10 protein-coding genes, 1 tRNA gene and 2 pseudogenes are annotated in these 16440 nt (G+C 66.2%); 3 read left to right on the top strand and 10 right to left on the bottom strand.

The window, feature by feature from the left end:
• Positions 1 to 774 (top strand): annotated as a pseudogene (locus B5D62_RS30540) (IS630 family transposase); the annotation flags it as partial.
• Here B5D62_RS30540 and B5D62_RS30535 read toward each other — a convergent pair.
• From B5D62_RS30535 to B5D62_RS30510, 7 genes and pseudogenes are all read right to left on the bottom strand, one after another.
• Positions 775 to 1761: pseudogene (locus tag B5D62_RS30535) on the bottom strand (IS481 family transposase); the annotation flags it as partial. It abuts the pseudogene before it with no gap.
• A gap of 360 nt (positions 1762 to 2121) precedes the next feature.
• A tRNA-Sec gene (locus tag B5D62_RS33610) sits at positions 2122 to 2217 on the bottom strand.
• A 91-nt stretch (positions 2218 to 2308) separates the two neighbouring features.
• Positions 2309 to 4198 (bottom strand): selenocysteine-specific translation elongation factor, encoded by a 1890-nt coding sequence (gene selB, locus B5D62_RS30530; protein WP_170921235.1) that lies wholly within the window; start codon positions 4196 to 4198, stop codon positions 2309 to 2311.
• Positions 4195 to 5574 carry an L-seryl-tRNA(Sec) selenium transferase gene (gene selA / locus B5D62_RS30525; protein WP_269435141.1) on the bottom strand — a complete coding sequence of 460 codons (1380 nt, stop codon included), beginning with the start codon at positions 5572 to 5574 and terminating at the stop codon, positions 4195 to 4197. Before selA ends, selB begins: the two co-directional genes overlap by 4 nt.
• 102 nt (positions 5575 to 5676) lie before the next feature.
• Positions 5677 to 5862, bottom strand: a complete 186-nt coding sequence (locus B5D62_RS30520) for a hypothetical protein (protein ID WP_139374181.1) — start codon at positions 5860 to 5862, stop codon at positions 5677 to 5679.
• Between the two features lie 224 nt (positions 5863 to 6086).
• Positions 6087 to 7340, bottom strand: coding sequence for a hypothetical protein (locus B5D62_RS30515; protein WP_085937863.1), 1254 nt, complete (start codon positions 7338 to 7340; stop codon positions 6087 to 6089).
• Positions 7341 to 7367: 27 nt separating this feature from the next.
• Positions 7368 to 9665, bottom strand: coding sequence for a xanthine dehydrogenase family protein molybdopterin-binding subunit (locus tag B5D62_RS30510; protein ID WP_085937862.1), 2298 nt, complete (start codon positions 9663 to 9665; stop codon positions 7368 to 7370).
• A 643-nt stretch (positions 9666 to 10308) separates the two neighbouring features.
• Here B5D62_RS30510 and B5D62_RS30505 point away from each other — a divergent pair.
• Positions 10309 to 11994 carry a dihydroxyacetone kinase family protein gene (locus B5D62_RS30505; protein ID WP_085937861.1) on the top strand — a complete coding sequence of 562 codons (1686 nt, stop codon included), beginning with the start codon at positions 10309 to 10311 and terminating at the stop codon, positions 11992 to 11994.
• Positions 11995 to 12089: 95 nt separating this feature from the next.
• Here B5D62_RS30505 and B5D62_RS30500 read toward each other — a convergent pair whose 3' ends face one another.
• The 3 genes from B5D62_RS30500 to araD form a co-directional block, all read right to left on the bottom strand.
• A complete protein-coding gene (locus B5D62_RS30500; protein ID WP_218191388.1) occupies positions 12090 to 13073 on the bottom strand; it encodes a Bug family tripartite tricarboxylate transporter substrate binding protein in 984 nt (327 codons plus the stop codon).
• 27 nt (positions 13074 to 13100) lie between these two features.
• Complete coding sequence (locus tag B5D62_RS30495) at positions 13101 to 13811, bottom strand: ribonuclease activity regulator RraA (protein ID WP_085937860.1); 711 nt, start codon at positions 13809 to 13811, stop codon at positions 13101 to 13103.
• 127 nt (positions 13812 to 13938) lie between these two features.
• Complete coding sequence (gene araD / locus B5D62_RS30490; protein WP_085937859.1) at positions 13939 to 15696, bottom strand: L-arabinonate dehydratase; 1758 nt, start codon at positions 15694 to 15696, stop codon at positions 13939 to 13941.
• Positions 15697 to 15737: 41 nt separating this feature from the next.
• Between araD and B5D62_RS30485 the strand changes: the two genes are divergently transcribed.
• Positions 15738 to 16430 carry a GntR family transcriptional regulator gene (locus B5D62_RS30485; protein ID WP_085937858.1) on the top strand — a complete coding sequence of 231 codons (693 nt, stop codon included), beginning with the start codon at positions 15738 to 15740 and terminating at the stop codon, positions 16428 to 16430.
• Positions 16431 to 16440 lie beyond the last annotated feature (10 nt).

Raw genomic sequence — 16440 nt, 5'->3', positions numbered from 1 at the left:
CGGGCAGTTTCAGGAGGGGAGAGCTGCCGCGCGGTGGCGGCGCGGTTCGGTGTTGCGGTGTCCTCGGTGGTGAAGTGGTCGCAGCGCTGGCGGTCGACCGGCTCTGTGGCGCCCGGGAAGATGGGGGGACATCGCAAGCGGACGCTGGAGCCGCATCGCGCCTTCATCGAGGAGAGGATCAGACAGACGCCGCACCTGACGCTGCACAAGCTGAAGGACGAGTTGGCGGCACGCGGCGTGATCGTCTCGCACAATGCGGTCTGGATGTTCCTGCGGCGCGAAGGGCTGCGGTTCAAAAAAAACGCTGTTCGCCCTTGAGCAGGGCCGTGCCGACGTGGCCCGGCGTCGCCACCGCTGGAGGGCCTGGCAGGCTCGCCTCGATCCTCGGCATCTGGTCTTCATCGACGAAACCTGGATCAAGACCAATATGGCCCCTCTGCGCGGCTGGGCGCCGAAGGGAGAGCGCCTGCGCGGCTTTTCCCCTCATGGCCACTGGCGCACCCTGACCTTCCTCGGCGCACTGCGCCACGATCGCCTCACTGCGCCTTGTGTCTTCGACGGCCCAATCAACGGACAGTGCTTCCGGGCCTATGTCGAGCAGCAGCTTCTGCCGGTCCTCCAGCCAGGTGACATCGTCGTCATGGACAATCTCGGCAGCCACAAGTCGGCGGCCCTGCGCCGCATGATCAAGGCCGCCGGCGCAAGGCTCTGGTACCTCCCCCTTACTCCCCAGACCTCAATCCAATCGAGCAGGCCTTCGCCAAGATCAAGCATGTTTAGTCCCGGCATTTTGTGGAGCGGATTGAGGGTGAAGCGGTCAGGCTCTTTTGTCCAGAGCTTGCAGATGTATTCGTATGGCGTGAGGCCTTTGAGGGTCTTGAGGCGCTTGGCGAAGTTGTAGGCCATGACGAAGTCGGCGAGATGGCTGCGAAGCTGATCGTGGGTTTCGTAATAGAAGCGTTTGACCGTCGCATCCTTGATTGTTCGATTCATGCGCTCGACCTGGCCGTTGGTCCAAGGATGCTTGGGCTTGGTAAGGCGATGGTCGATGTCGGCCTTGGCGCAGGTGTATTCGAAGGCGTGAGCTCGGAAGAGTTCCTTCCGTGCGATCAACTCCTTGATCTCGGCTGCCGTCCAGCTCTCGCCACGGGGATCGGTGAAGTGCTGACCATTGTCGGTGAGCACGGTATGGATCTTGTAGGGAACAGCGGCGACCAGGTGTAGCAGGAACTCTCTTGAGACGGCCGTGGTGGCCTTCTCGTGCAGCTCGGTGAAGGCGAACTTTGAAGTCCGGTCGATGGCCACGAAGAGGTAGAGCCGCCCCTCCTGGGTGCGAACTTCGGCGATATCGATGTGGAAGTAGCCGATGGGATAGGCCTTGAACTTGCGCTTCTTGGCCTTGCCGTCTTGGACGTCTGGCAGTCGCGAGATGCCGTGGCGCTGGAGGCAGCGGTGCAAGGACGAACGGGTCAGGTGCGGGATCGTGGCCTGAAGGGCATAGAGGCAGTCGTCGAGCGGCAAGAGCGTGTGCTTGCGGAAGGCGACGACGATCGCCTCGTCCTCGATCGAAAGCACTGTCGACTTCGCTTCCTTCGGCCCGGTCTTCAGATCAGCAACGGAGCCGCGCTTCTTCCACTTGGCAACAGTCTTGGGATTGATGCCGTATCGCTTGGAAAGGCTCCTCAAGCTCTCTTGACTATGCTGTATCGCTCGACGGATCGCCTCTGTCGTTGTGGCGCAGCCGTGAAGAACCTGACCCATAGCGCATCCCTCGAATCACGCGACAAGGGGGTACCATCAAATCCCGAGATCAAACATCTAGGGATGCTTGGCCTTCGTAGGGCGCGGCAGGGAGCTCGCGAAATGATATTGGGCCTTGGCGTGCAGTTCAATGCAAGTGCTTGTCGCCGCTGACAGCATGTGCAGCCACTGTCTGTTCGACGTGCATCTGGGCAGCTCTTGAATTTCTTCTAATGTGTCGTTCTCGTCATCGGCCGGCTTCCCGATGCGATGGCGCTGCAAGCAACGATTCCGGGGAAGATTGCGCCGGATGCGGGATGATCGGATGCGCGGTATAGGTAATCATCGGCGGTAGCTGGCGGGAGTCTTTGGAATCAGAATTGGCGGAAGAGAGTGGGAGTCGAACCCACTAAGAGCCGTCTGGCGACCCTCTCTGGCTTTGAAGGCCAGCCGCCCCACCGGGAGCGATTCCCCTCCGTCGCGGATAATTCCCCAGAACCACAGCGCTGTCACGCGGCAGCAGCAGAGGCTTCAGCGAAGCGAAACTTCCGGATACGGCGCCGCCTCCTCAAGCAGGCGGCGGACCGTACTGGCCGAGCTTCTGCGGCATGGTGCGGCGCAGGTCGCCGCGGCGGACGGTGATGCCGTGCCGGTCGAAGAATTCCAGGATCAGGATCGCAAGCTTGCGACCGTTGTCGAGCTTGTCGCGGAACTGGGCGGCCGTGAAGTCGGCGCCCAGGCCGTCGGCGATGGCGATCATCTCGGCCACCACCGGCCGCAGGAAGAACTGATCCGGCGCCACCTCCACCACCTGGCCGAGGCGCGCCAGCTGGCGCATGAGCTTGCGCACGTTCGGTTCCGGCTCGCGGTAGGTCTGGGCGAAGTCGCGCACCCGCGGCGGCTTGAAGCGGTCGCGCGCGAGTTCGGCCGAGATCTTGCGCCACAGCGCCTCGTCGCGCGGCGCCAGCGTGAGAGAATGGCCCGGCAGGCGCACGAAGCCGCCATCGAGCACGAGCGTCTTCGCCGCCACCTCGCCGTCCAGCAACGCCCGGAATACCGGCGCCGGCCAGCGCTGCTTGAGGCTGACGCGCAGACGTTCCGGCTGCATGCCGGGCGCGTCGGCATTGCTCTTGTGGAAGGCGGTCAGCGTCTCGGCGATGTCGCGGCGGATCTGCTCCATCGTGGTCGGCAGGAAGCCGAAGCCCTGGACACGCACGCCGTCGGCGTCGGCCAGATGCCGTTCGAGGTCTTCCGGCCGCTGATTGTGCGCAAGGCCGTATCGCCCGAGATCGACGAAGCCTCCGTCCAGAGCCAGCAGCCGGGTAAACGGATCCGGCTGGGCCAGGGTCGAGAGCTCGGCGAGGCGTCGTGGCGTGCGGCGGTTGCGCGGCGGGCCGAACGGATCGATGACGGTGCCGCCCGCCATAGTGCGCGTCGCCGACGGATCGCGCAGGATGACGCGATCGCCGGCCAACGCGCCGATTTTTTCCTCGAGCACCAGTTGCGCCAGTCCGCTGCCGCCTGGCGCCAGGTGATCCCCTTCCAGGAGCGCCACGCGTCCCATCACGTGGGCAGCGGCGAGATGGACATGCACCGGCGACCAGTGCTTCAGGGGCTGCGGCTCGGACGCGAGCAGCTTCAGCCGTATGTCGAGCCGGTCGGTCGGCGCATGCAGTTCCGGGCTCACCACCCAGTCGCCGCGGCGGACCGATTCCTTCGACAGCTTCGGCCCGGCGAGATTGAGGGCGCAGCGTTCGCCGGCGCGGCCGATGCCGGCCGGGCGATTCTGCGCATGCAGAGAGCGCACGCGCGCGTCCAGCCCCGACGGCGTCAGCAGCAGCCGGTCGTCGACCTTGATCTCGCCGGCATGGACCGTGCCGGTGACGACGATGCCGGCGCCCGACAGGACGAAGCTGCGATCGACCGCCAGGCGGGCGAACCCGGTCGTCCCCTTGCCGCTCTCGCCCAGCGTCAGCAGCTTGGCCTTGAGTTCCTGGATGCCCTGGCCGGTCACGGCCGACACCGGGACGATCTCGGCGCCGGCGAGCGAGGTCGAGGCCAGCAGCGTCTCGACCTCGGTCATGCGCTCGAGCAGCTGATCGTCGGTGGCCAGATCGGCCTTGGTGAGCGCCACCAGTCCGCGATCGAGGCCGAGCAGGTCGATGATCTGCAGATGCTCGATCGTCTGCGGCTTGATGCCTTCGGTGGCGGCCACGACCAGCAGCGCCGCATCGATGCCGGTCGCGCCGGCCAGCATGTTGTGCACGAAGCGCTCGTGGCCTGGCACGTCGACGAAGCCGAGCTGGCGGCCGTCGCCGAGATCGCTGTAGGCATAGCCGAGATCGATGGTGATGCCGCGCGCCTTCTCTTCCTTGAGGCGATCGGCGTCGACGCCGGTGAGGGCCTTTACCAGGGCCGTCTTGCCATGGTCGATGTGACCGGCGGTGCCGACGATCATGGCGCCAGCCGATCGAGCTGGGCGATGAAGCCGGCCTCGTCGTCGAGGGTACGCAGATCGAACAGCAGCGCGTCGTCCTCGATGCGGCCGATCACCGGGATCGGCAACTGCCGGAAGGCGGCGGCGAGCTTGTGCAGCCCCTTGCCGCGCACCATCAGGGCGAAGGACGGCAGCAGATCGACCGGCAGCGCCCCCGAGCCGATCTGGCCGCGCACGGGTTTCAGGCCGACTTGCCATCCCTGCCCAAGTGCTTGAGCGAAGGCCGGCAGGAGGCGTTCGGCCTGGAGATGGATCTCGGCCGCCGGCCGCGCCAACGCGCGAATGGTGGGCAGACGCTGCACCAGCCGCTCGGGATCGCCATAGAGCCTGAGCGTCGCCTCGAGCGCGGCGAGCCGCACCTTGTCGAGGCGCAGGGCGCGCTTCATCGGGTTGCGCGCGATGCGCTCGATATACGCCCGCTTGCCCACCAGCAGGCCGGCCTGCGGACCGCCCAGCAGCTTGTCGCCGGAGAAGGTGACGACATCGATGCCCGCCGCGATCGCCTCGCGCGCCGTCGGCTCGTGCGGCAGGCCCCAGCTGTCGAGATCGACCAGCGTGCCGCTGCCGAGATCCTCGATCACCGGCACGCCCTTTTCGTGCGCCAGCGGCACCAGCTCCGCGGCCGACACCGACTTGGTGAAGCCCTGCACGGCATAGTTCGACGGATGGACCTTCATGACCGCCGCCGTCTCCGGCCCGATCGCCTCGGCGTAGTCCTTGAGATGCGTGCGGTTGGTGGTGCCGACCTCGACCAGCCGGCATCCGGCCCGCGCCATGATGTCGGGGATGCGGAAGGCGCCGCCGATCTCGATCAGCTCGCCGCGCGAGACGATCACCTCGCGGCCCGCCGCCAATGCGTTGAGCGCCAGCAGGACCGCGCCGGCATTGTTGTTTACCGCCGTCGCCGCTTCGGCTCCGGTCAGGCGGCAAAGCCAGGGCGCGATATGGTCGTCGCGCTCGCCGCGGCTGCCATCCTCGAGGTCGTATTCGAGCGTCGTCGGCGATCGCATCGCCATCACCGCCGCCTCGATCGCCTCCTCGGCCAGCAGCGCGCGGCCGAGATTGGTGTGCAGCACGGTGCCGGTCAGGTTGAACACGCGCCGCTGCGACGGTTGCGTGAAGGCCGCCAGCCGCTGCGCGCACCAGTGCGCGCACGCCGCCGGATCGCCGACGTCGTCCTGGCCGCGGCGGGCGTCGGCCCAGGCCCGCAGCGCCTCGACGACCATCGATCGCCCGACCTGCTGGATCAGCGGCGCCAGCGCCGACCAGTTGGCCATGCGATCGATCGACGGTGGATGATGAATCGACGCGCCTTCCGCGCGATCGGTACGCGACACGTTAGGTTCCCTTTTGGCCGGATCCCATCTCCGGCGCGGCGAGGATGGCGCACCGCGTGGCCTCGATCAAACGCAAAGCCCGAGGGACTGCCCCTATTCGCACTAGGGACTGAAAGGGGAAGCCCCTGCTGCAGCGCCGACACGCACCAGCACAAGCACTGCCGAGCAGCCGAGGCCGACCATCAGCGCGAAGCGCGTGGAGGAAGAACCGGTCTGCGCGACCAGTATCAAGGCCAGCAAGGAGGCCAACACCGATTGGCCGAAAGCGTACGCGCGCGTGAACGTCATGAGCGAACCCCCAAGTCCCGACACCGCCGACCTCGAGCGAACCCCTTCGCTCTTGCGGTCAGCCCCCTTGCCGGCCTTGCGAGCCGGCAAAACCCACACCTGAAACTCTGCCGCCGAGCGGGACCCCTCCCGTCCGGCGCCACAGTGATATAAGGGCCGAAGCCGTAACGTTGGTGTCGGAATCGGCCGCGATTTGTCTCAATCGTAGCCGCGCCGGCCCGTCCTCAATTGGCCGGCTTCTCCTTGAGGCCCCAGGCCTGCGCGAGATCGGCGGCGATGCGCTGCGCCATGATGGTATAGCCGCGGCTGTCGGCGCGCGGATCGGGCTCGCGGAAGCAATGGACGTGATCGGCGTAGATCCTGCCCTTCTCGTCCTTGTAGATGTCGCCGAGGTCGTACATGGCGAGTCCCTGGCTGCGCAGGCTCATCATGCCGTCGACGATGCGCCGGTAGAGATCGCGATAGCCGAGGTCGCCGGCGCTCTTCTTCTCTTCCTCCGTCAGTTCCTTTCCGTAGGCCGGAACGGGCTGAAGGAAGTACGCCGTCTTGACCCCGTTGTCCTTGGCCACCGCCTCGATGGCGCGCTCGTATTTCTGATACAGGCCGAGCTGCACCTGGAATTCGCGCTCGTGATCCTTGACGATCTCCTCCGGCATCTTGAACAGGCTGGCGAGCGTCGTCTTCTTGTTCGAGGAGAAGATGTCCTTGCTCTTGGCCACGGCCTCGATGCCGCGCACGATCATGTAGGCAGCGTGGCTGTGGCCCAGCAGCGGCGTGCGCTGCAGCGCGCCGCCGACACGGCCGATCACCCAGCCGATCGCGGCATCACCGAAATTCTCGTCGGCGACGAAGGGATTGACGTCGATGAAGTTGCTGAGCGGCCGCTCGAGCCGTTCAGGCGTGCCCGGGAAGAAGAAGTAGTGCTCGTTGAAGCCGTCGAGCGTCAGCACCGCATCGACCGAGCTGGCATAGAGCGAGAACAGGATGAAGGATTGCGGTTCCTTCCAGGCGCCGTCGCCGCCATTCAGCACCATGAACGGCTTGCCGGTCGGGCTGATGTAGCGGCGGTTGAGCTCATCCTCGAGATAGTGCTGGGCCGGCGGTCCCAGCTCCTGGCCGAGCTGCGACGCCACCGAGCCGCCCACCAGCATCACCGTGTAGACGTCGGTGCGCTTCACCGTCGGATAGTCGGGCCCGAACAGGCCGACATTGTTCACCCACGGCTTGCCGCAGGGCGGATTGCCGTGATGGACGAAGGCGACATAGGGATGGGGAAACAGCGTATCGACGTAGCGGCAATCGGAGTTCTTCGTCATGTCGCGCACGTAGGTGTTCTGCGTACGCTCGAAGAGTTCGGAAGCCGGCGTGTAGTGCCCGTCTTCGATGATGAGCCACACCGTCGCGGTGGCCTCGATCAGGGCCAGCGCCACGACGATGCCGATCAGGGTCGATATCCACCCGAAGATCCGCTGCTTCATTGCCATCCCTACTTACTGCACGTCTTGTTATTTGCGTACGTCCTGGATCGCCTGCCAGACGCGCCGCGGCGTCGCCGGCATCTGCAGGTTGCGCACGCCCAGCGGCCACAGCGCGTCCATGATCGCGTTCATCACCGTCGGCGTCGAGCCCACCGTGCCCGATTCGCCCACGCCCTTGGCCCCGATCGGATTGCTCTTGGCCGGCACCGAATCGTCGAGCTGGTTGTTGAAGGTCGGGAAAGTGTCAGCGCGCGGCATGGCGTAGTCCATGAACGACCCGGTCAGGAGCTGGCCCGACTCGCGATCATAGACGTTCTCCTCGAGCAGCGCCTGGCCGATGCCCTGGGCGCAGCCGCCCTGGATCTGGCCGAACACGATCGGCCGATGCAGCGGCCGGCCCACGTCGTCGACCGTGGTGTAGCGCTTGAGCTCCACACTCCCGGTCTCCGGATCGATCTCGACCTCGCCGACATGGGCGCCGTTCGGCCAGGCGATGCCGTCGACCGTGTTCACGTTCTCGATGAAGATGCGCTTGTCGGGCTGCTTGGCCGCCAGCTCGCCGAAGCCGATGCCGCGATCGGTGCCGGCGATGGTGAAGCGGCCCGAGGCGTAGGTGATGTCGGCGGTGCTGGCTTCCAGCGCATCGGCCGCCAGGTCCTTGCCCTTGTCGATCAGCTTCTCGCTGCCGGTGAGCACGGCCGAGCCGCCGATATAGGCCGAGCGCGAGCCCATCGAGCCGACGCCGCCGACATGATCCGAATCGCCCATGGCGATCTCGATCTTCGACGGATCGATGCCCAGCAGCTCCGAGGCGAGCTGGGTGAAGCTGGTCTGCAGCCCCTGCCCCATGCCCTGCGTGCCCATCCAGATCGTGACGGTGCCGTCGGCCTTCACCTCGTAATGCGCCATCTCGTTCATGACGTTGGCGCTGGTCCATTCGACGTAGGAGGCGAGGCCGCGTCCATAGAGCTTGCCGCGGCTCTCCGCCTCGGCCTTGCGCTGGGCGAAGCCGTTCCAGTCCGACGCCTCGAGCGTCTTGGTGAGGAAGAGGTTGAAGTCGCCGGTATCGTACTTCTCGCCCATCGCCGTCGTGTAGGGCATCTGCGACGGCTTGACGAAGTTACGCCGCCGCAGCTCGGCCGGATCCATGCCGATCTGGCGCGCCGCCGTATCCATCAGGCGCTCGACGTTGAGGATGCATTCCGGCCGGCCGGCGCCGCGATAGGCGCCGATGGTGGCCGTGTTGGTGAGCACGCAGTTGAGCCGAAGGTCGACGACCGGAATGTCGTAGGTGCCCGTCGTCACCTTCGGGCCGACGAACAGCGGGATCACCACGCCGCCGCGTGAGGGATAGGCGCCGATATTGGCGAACGCCTCCATGCGCAGCGCCAGGATGCGGCCATCCTTGTCGAGCGCCAGCGACGCCTTGTGGAGCTGGTCGCGGCCGGCGGTGGTGGCCTGGAATTCCTCGGTGCGCTCGGCGCGCCAGCGGGCCGGCCGCTTCAGGACCTTGGCCACCCACACCGCGACCGATTCGTCGGGCTGGATGCCGGTCTTCATGCCGAAGCCGCCGCCGATGTCGCGCACCAGCACGCGCACCTTCTCTTGCGGCATCTTGAGGATCACGCCGGCCAGGGTGTCGCGCGTGACCGAGGGATTCTGGCTGCCGATATGGACGACGATGCGGTCGCCGTCCCACTCCGCCATGATGGCGCGCGGCTCCATCGCATTCACGATCAGGCGCTGATGCATGATGTCGAGCGACACGACATGGGCGGCCGCCTTGAAGGCGGCATCGGCCTTGGCCTGGTCGCCGAAGCGATTGAAGCCGGCGAGATTGCCGGGCGCGCCCTGCCACACCAGCGGAGCGCCAGGCTTCAGCGCATCGTCGATCTCGGTCACTGCCGGCAGCGGATCGTATTCGACCTCGACCAGTTCGACCGCATCGACGGCCTGTTCGCGCGTCTCGGCGACGACCGCCGCCACCGCCTCGCCGACATGCCGCACGGCCTCGTGCGCCAGCGAGCGGCGCGGCGTCATCTCGGGCTTGCTGCCGTCGGCGTTCGGGAACATGGCCGGGAAGGAGAAGTCGCCGCAGCCATCCTTCGCCATGTCGGCCCAGGTATAGACCGCGACCACGCCCGGCGCCTTTTTCGCAGCCGACATGTCGATGTTCACGATCCTGGCATGAGCGTGGGGCGAGCGTACCAGCACCACATGGACCTGGTTGGGCCGCGACAGGTTATCGGTGAAGCCGCCGGTCCCGGTCAGGAGCCGGTCGTCCTCGACGCGCTTGATGTACTGGGCCTTGCCGAACACAGCCATACGCCACTCCCTCGAAAATGCGCCTCAATCGGGTTGGGGGCGGACTATAGCGGTGCCCGACATCCGCACAAGACGACGCGGTTCCCGACGTTTCCCATCGCGGCGGGAAGCCTCGGATAGCGATGCGAAAAGCCTTTCACCCAAATCTTCCCCCATCCTGCATCTCCCCCTCCCCCTTGCTCTCTCAAAAAAAATCCTCGCGAGGATCGGCCGAAAACGCTGCAGCCACTGGATTCGATCTTATTCCTCGCGAGGCTCGCGAGCCTCGCGAGGCGGTGCGGAAGCCGCTGAGCGGACAGTCATCGAGGTATCCACGGACTTCATTGCCATTATCGCCACCCATGGCCAGATCATTGCGATAATAGCACGATCAGCGGACGCAACCAATACTCCGATTGAGCCGAAGGTCCACAGTGTCCCATCCAACGACATCCAGGAAAGCTCGCGAAGCTCATCGGAGCGCGCCACTCCACAAGCGGAGCGAAGCTCCGCCCGTGTAGCGCATCGGATCATGACCACCACTTCAGCGCGGAGGTATCCGCTTAATGGGTGAACTCAAGCCCGGTGACATTGCCATTCCGGGGATCGACACTCAAATGGTGGCAACTCCACCTGCCCCCCCAACAAGAAAACAGGAAACGCCATGAAGAAGCTGATCAATCATCCGCGCGCCGTGGTTCGCGAAATGCTCGAAGGCCATGTCGGACTGAATGCGGGGCAGGTCTTGCTGGACGGCGAGAACGTCGTTCTGCGCGCCGATCTGCCGCCGCCGGCGCACCGGCAGGTTGCCATCATCTCAGGCGGCGGCAGCGGACATGAACCGGCGCACGCCGGCTATGTCGGCGCCGGGATGCTGCACGCCGCCGTGGCTGGCGACGTCTTCACCTCTCCCGCCACCGAGGCGGTGCTGGCGGCGATCCGCGCGGTGGCCGGCCCGGCGGGCGTGCTGCTGGTGGTCAAGAACTACACCGGCGACCGGCTGAACTTCGGCCTCGCCGCCGAGCTCGCCCGCAGCGAAGGCATCCCCGTCGAGACCGTCATCGTGGCGGACGATGTCGCGTTACGCGACACGGTGGAACCGGCGCGTCGCCGCGGCATTGCCGGGACCATCCTGGTGCACAAGGTCGCTGGAGCCGCGTCGGCGGCCGGGCTGGATCTCGAGGCCGTGGCGGCCGAGGCCCGCGCGGCGGCCTCCAGGGTCGGGACGATGGGCGTCGCGCTCGGTGCCTGCAGCATCCCCGGCGGCCAACCCGGCTTCGTGCTCGACGCCGACGAAATGGAGCTCGGCCTCGGCATCCATGGCGAAGCCGGGACGCGACGCACCAAGCTGATGCCGGCGGACGAGGTGGTGAGCGAACTTCTGACCACGATCCTGGACGATCTCGCGCTGGCGCCGGGAACGCGGGTCGCGGCTTTGGTGAACGGGCTGGGCGGAACACCGGCGATGGAATTGGCGGTCGTCGCGCGCAAGGCGCTGTCGATGCTGCGCGCCCGCGGCCTGCAGGTCGAGCGTGCCTGGTCGGGAAATCTGCTGACGGCGCTCGAGATGCCCGGCGTCTCGCTCAGCGTGCTCGAAATCGACGGCCCGAGGCTGGCACGTCTGGATGCGCCGACGGAAGCACCGGCCTGGCCTGGAAACGGCCGGCTGCCCGCCACGAGGTCGGTTCAGCCGATCATCCCGCCAGCATCACCATCGACACCTACTTCGACCGCGACGCCGGCGGGAGCAGCCGTCCGGCGCGCGGCCCTGAGAGTTGCCGATGTATTGACTCAAGCGGAATCGGTGCTGACGGAGCTGGATGCCGCTGCCGGCGACGGCGACCTCGGGCTCAGCATGGTGCGCGCCGCCGACGCCATCCGCGCCTTGCCTGAAGCGGCCTGGGCTACGCCGGCCTCCGCGCTGAAGGCCATGTCATCCGCCCTCGGCCGGGCCATTGCCGGCAGTTCCGGCCCCTTCTACGCAACAGCCCTGCTGCGCGCCGCCCGTGGCCTGCGCGACGACCCGCAGCCGAGCGATTGGGCCAATGCCTTTGCGGCAGCGGTCGCGTCGATCCCCGAACTAGGCGGCGCCAAGCCCGGCGATCGAACCATGCTCGACGCGCTGCTTCCGGCCGCCGAGGTATTCCGCGCGGCGCTCGGCGCCGGCCTCCCCGCCGTGCAGGCGTGGCAACGAGCCGTCCAGGCGGCCAGCGACGGCGCTGCCGCCACCGCACGCCTGTATCCGCGCGTGGGGCGCGCCGCCTATCTCGGCGACCGCGTTCTCGGCAAACCGGATGCCGGTGCCGTCGCCGCCGCCACGTGGTTGGCCGCGATCGTCCCGACGGCCTAGAGTGACCTGCCGCCCATGCTGCCGGGACGGCAATGCTGCTGCACGGCCGCCGCCGATGCCACCGCCTCGGCGATGCCTCATCCGTGTCCTGCCATCTACTCGACAGTTATCTTCGCAGCCTCGATCACCTGCCTCCAGCGCCCGATTTCGCCGGCAAGGAACGTATCGAACTGCTGCCCCGTGCCCGCCACCACCTCGAAGCCGAGCTGCTCGAACTGCGCCTTGACGTCAGGCGACCTGGCCGCTGCGGCAAGATCGGCCACCAGCTTCTCCTTGACCGCGGCCGGCAGTCCACGAGGCGCGGCGGCCGCCTGCCAGGAATAGACTTCGAGGTCCTTCACGCCCGCTTCGGCCATGGTCGGCACATCGGGCAGGGCCGGCACGCGCGTGGCGCTGGTGACGGCGAGCGCCCTGAGCTTGCCGGCGCGCACCTGTTGGACGATCGCGCCCAGGTTCTGGAAGGATGCGTTGACCTGACCGGCGACGAGATCGTTGATGGCCGGCCCGCCCCCCTTGTAGGGCACGTGCACGCCGGTGGCGCCGGTCTTCTCCAGGAACAGCGCCGCCGTCAGATGATCGGACGATCCCGTGCCGGACGAGGCGAAACTCACCTTGTCGGGATTCTTCTTCAGGTACTCGACAAGTTCACCGACCGTTTTCGCCGGGAACGACGGATTCACCACAAGCACGTTGGGCGTGCGCACGATCACGCTCAACAGGTCGAAGTCCTTGAGCGGATCGTAGCGCAGATCCCTGAACAGGGCCGGATTGATGCCGAATACCCCGATCGACCCGACCAGCAGCGTGTAGCCATCAGGCTTGGCCTGCTTCACAGCCGCCGCCCCGATGGCGCCGTTGGCACCGGCCTTGTTGTCGACCACGACCGACTGCCCGAGCTGTTCGGACAGCTTGGGGGATACCAGCCGTGCCGTCACATCGGATGCGCCGCCCGGTGGAAAAGGCACGATCACCGTCAACGGCCGATCGGGATACTGCGCCACGGCTGGATGCAGTCCACCCGCCGCAACGGCGATGAACGCCGCTACGCCCAACACTCCACTCAACGCCTTGATCTTCACTTGGTCGTTCCTCCATTGATGTGGCTTTCAGCGATTCTTCTCTTTGCGCCAGACGGCGAAGTCGGCGAGCGATTGCTCGTCGGTCGGTGGGTAGAGGCCGAATATCCCCTGCCCCGCCCGCACACGTTCGGTGACGAAATCCTCATAGGCGGTCATTTCAAAGGCCTCCGCCGCAATCTCGTCGGCGAGATGCGCGGGGATGACGATCACCCCGTCGCCGTCGCCCAGGATGACGTCACCTGGAAAGACCGGCGCGTCGCCGCAGCCGATGGGCACATTGATGTCGATCGCCTGATGCAGCGTCAGGTTGGTCGGCGCGCTGGGCCGATTGTGATAGGCGGGAAAACCCAGCGCCGCGATCTCGGCGGAGTCGCGGAAGCCCCCGTCCGTCACCACACCCGCCACGCCGCGCTTCATGAGCCGCGTGACCAGGATCGAGCCCGCCGAGGCAGCCCGCGCATCCTTCCGGCTGTCCATGACCAGCACAGCGCCAGATGGACATTCCTCCACCGCCTTGCGCTGTGGATGGCTGCGATCCCGGAACACATCGAGCCTGTTGAGATCCTCCCGCGCGGGCATGTATCGCAGCGTGAAGGCCTCGCCCAGAAGTACCGGCTGGCCGGGCGAAAGCGGGTGGACATCCTGGATGAATTGAGTGCGGAACCCACGCTTGAACAGCGCCGTAGCGACTGTCGCAGTGCTGATCGTAAGAAGCTTCGCCCTGGTCTCGGCCTTCATGCTTCGCCTCCCAACGTTACCCCTCCGACGAGACACTGGCCGCCGTGGGGCAAGGAATGAACAAACTCCCGGTCTCTCTTTCAGAGACGCGACACCGCGCGCCGCGTCCCGCAATGTCTTCGATCTCTCAGTAGATCGAGGGCTCGGAGACCGGCGCACCGAATCCGGTTTCCAGGAAGTCGAAGTCACAGCCTTCGTCCGCCTGCTTGATGTGCCGCGTGAACATCCATCCATAGCCGCGCTCGTAGCGCGGTCCCGGTTGCCTCCACGCCGCGCGGCGACGCTCCAGTTCGTCGGCTGGCACCTTCATGTCGATGGTGCGCTTGTCGACATCGAGCGCAATCAGGTCCCCCGTCCTAACCAGCGCCAGCGGCCCGCCGATATAGGATTCCGGCGCGACATGCAGGATGCAGGCGCCGTAGCTGGTACCGCTCATGCGCGCATCGGAGATGCGAACCATGTCGCGCACGCCCTGCTTCACGAGCTTGGCGGGAATGGGCAGCATGCCCCATTCGGGCATGCCGGGCCCGCCCTGGGGGCCGGCATTGCGCAGGATCAGGACCGTATCCTCGGTCACGTCGAGATCGTCGCGATCGATCACCGCCTTCATCGACGGATAGTCGTCGAACACCAGCGCCGGCCCGGTGTGCTTCAGGAACCTGGGCGCACAGGCGCTCGGCTTGATGACGCAACCGTCGGGCGCGAGGTTGCCCTTCAGTACCGCCAGCGCGCCTTCCTTGTAGATCGGGTCGTCGAGACTGCGAATGACGTCGTCATTGTAGACCTCGGCGCCCTTGATGTTGTCGCCGATCGTCCGCCCGGTGACGGTGAGGCAATCGAGATGCAGGTATTTGCGAATGCGCTCGAGCAGGCCCGGCAGGCCGCCGGCATAGAAGAAATCCTCCATCAGGTAGGTGTCGCCGCTCGGCCGGATATTGGCGATCACCGGCACCGTGCGGCTGGCACGCTCGAAATCGTCGAGGCCGATGTCCTGGCCGGCACGGCGCGCCAGCGCGATCAGATGGATGATGGCATTGGTCGAACAACCCACCGCCATCGCCACCGTGATGGCGTTCAGGAAGGCCTCTCGACTCAAGATCCTGGCCGGCGTCAGATCCTCCCAAACCATGTCGACGATGCGCCGACCGCATTCCGACGCCATGCGAATGTGATTGGCGTCGGCGGCCGGAATCGACGATGCGCCGGGCAGAGCCATGCCGAGGGCCTCGGCCATCGCCATCATCGTTGCCGCGGTACCCATGGTCATGCAGGTGCCGTAGCTGCGCGCGATGCCCGCCTCGACATCGACCCAGTCCGCGTCGGATATCTTCCCGGCGCGGCGCTCGTCCCAGAACTTCCACGCGTCGGAGCCCGAACCCAGCACCTTGCCCTTCCAGTTGCCGCGCAGCATCGGCCCGGCCGGAAGATAAATCGTCGGCAGGCCGGCGCTGATCGCGCCCAGCAACAGCGCCGGCGTGGTCTTGTCGCAGCCGCCCATCAGCACGACGCCGTCGACGGGATGGCCGCGCAGCAGCTCCTCCGCGTCCATGGCGAGCAGGTTGCGATAGAGCATGGTGGTAGGCTTGAGGAAACTTTCCGACAGCGATAGTGCCGGCAGTTCCATCGGAAAGCCGCCCGCCTGCAGGATGCCGCGCTTCACATCCTCGACTCGGCTCTTGAAGTGCATGTGGCAAGGCTGCGCGTCCGACCATGTGTTGAGGATCGCGATCACCGGCTTGCCGGCCCACTCCTCCGGCGCGTAGCCCATCTGCATGGCGCGCGAACGATGACCGAAGGAACGCAGGTCATCCGGCGCGAACCAGCGCGCACTGCGCAGCGACTTGGCGTCCTTGGCTCTGGCATCTCCGGCCTTGCCGTCTGTCATTGTGCTTCCTCCTGAAGAAGGACTAATATATTAGTGCATCAATGGTCAAGCCAACCAACATCCTGCGCCTCGACCGCGAGCGGCAGGCAGCCCCCCAGGTCTTCGAGCGGTTGCGCGAGAAGATTCTGTCTCTGGCGCTGCCGCCGGGTACGACCCTGTCGCGGCTGGAACTCGCAGCGCAATTCGGCTTGAGCGCGACGCCGATTCGCGACGCCCTCATGCGTCTTGACGAGGAAGGGCTGGTGGAAGTCTTCCCGCAGCACGCCACGGTCGTCAGCCGCATCGACGTGAAGGCGGCGCAGCAGGCTCATTTCCTGCGCCAGGCCCTGGAACTGGAGATCGTGCGCCAGCTTGCGGACCAGCACGGGGACGGGCTGATCCCCGAGTTGGAGCGCACGCTGGCCCTGCAGCAGCAATTCGCGAAGGCCGGCGACTTCGCCCAGTTCATGGCGGCGGACAACGAATTCCATCGCCAGCTCTATGCGGCGGCCGACAAGCTCGAACTCTGGAACCTGGTGCGAAGCCGCAGCGGCCACATCGACCGGTTGCGCCGCCTGCACCTGCCCACGCCCGGCAAAGCCCAGGATATCGTGCGCCATCATCGACTGATCATGCGCGCGATCGCAGCGAGCCGTCCGGACGAAGCGCAACAGCATCTGCGGAAGCACCTGTCCGGCACGCTGGGCTATCTGGAACAGATCCGCGAACGCTATCCAGACTATCTCGACGGCTGACGGAGGCTGG

Origin of the sequence: Enhydrobacter aerosaccus, assembly GCF_900167455.1 — a bacterium.
GTDB lineage: Bacteria > Pseudomonadota > Alphaproteobacteria > Reyranellales > Reyranellaceae > Reyranella > Reyranella aerosaccus.
This window is presented reverse-complemented; position numbering and strand designations above follow the sequence as displayed.

Coding starts and splice junctions, on each gene's coding strand:
- B5D62_RS30495 (WP_085937860.1), bottom strand. CDS start 13,811: ATGAAGGCCGAGACCAGGGCGAAGCTTCTTACGATCAGCACTGCGACA.
- B5D62_RS30520 (WP_139374181.1), bottom strand. CDS start 5,862: ATGACGTTCACGCGCGCGTACGCTTTCGGCCAATCGGTGTTGGCCTCC.
- B5D62_RS30505 (WP_085937861.1), top strand. CDS start 10,309: ATGAAGAAGCTGATCAATCATCCGCGCGCCGTGGTTCGCGAAATGCTC.
- B5D62_RS30510 (WP_085937862.1), bottom strand. CDS start 9,665: ATGGCTGTGTTCGGCAAGGCCCAGTACATCAAGCGCGTCGAGGACGAC.
- B5D62_RS30485 (WP_085937858.1), top strand. CDS start 15,738: ATGGTCAAGCCAACCAACATCCTGCGCCTCGACCGCGAGCGGCAGGCA.
- B5D62_RS30515 (WP_085937863.1), bottom strand. CDS start 7,340: ATGAAGCAGCGGATCTTCGGGTGGATATCGACCCTGATCGGCATCGTC.
- selB (WP_170921235.1), bottom strand. CDS start 4,198: ATGATCGTCGGCACCGCCGGTCACATCGACCATGGCAAGACGGCCCTG.
- araD (WP_085937859.1), bottom strand. CDS start 15,696: ATGACAGACGGCAAGGCCGGAGATGCCAGAGCCAAGGACGCCAAGTCG.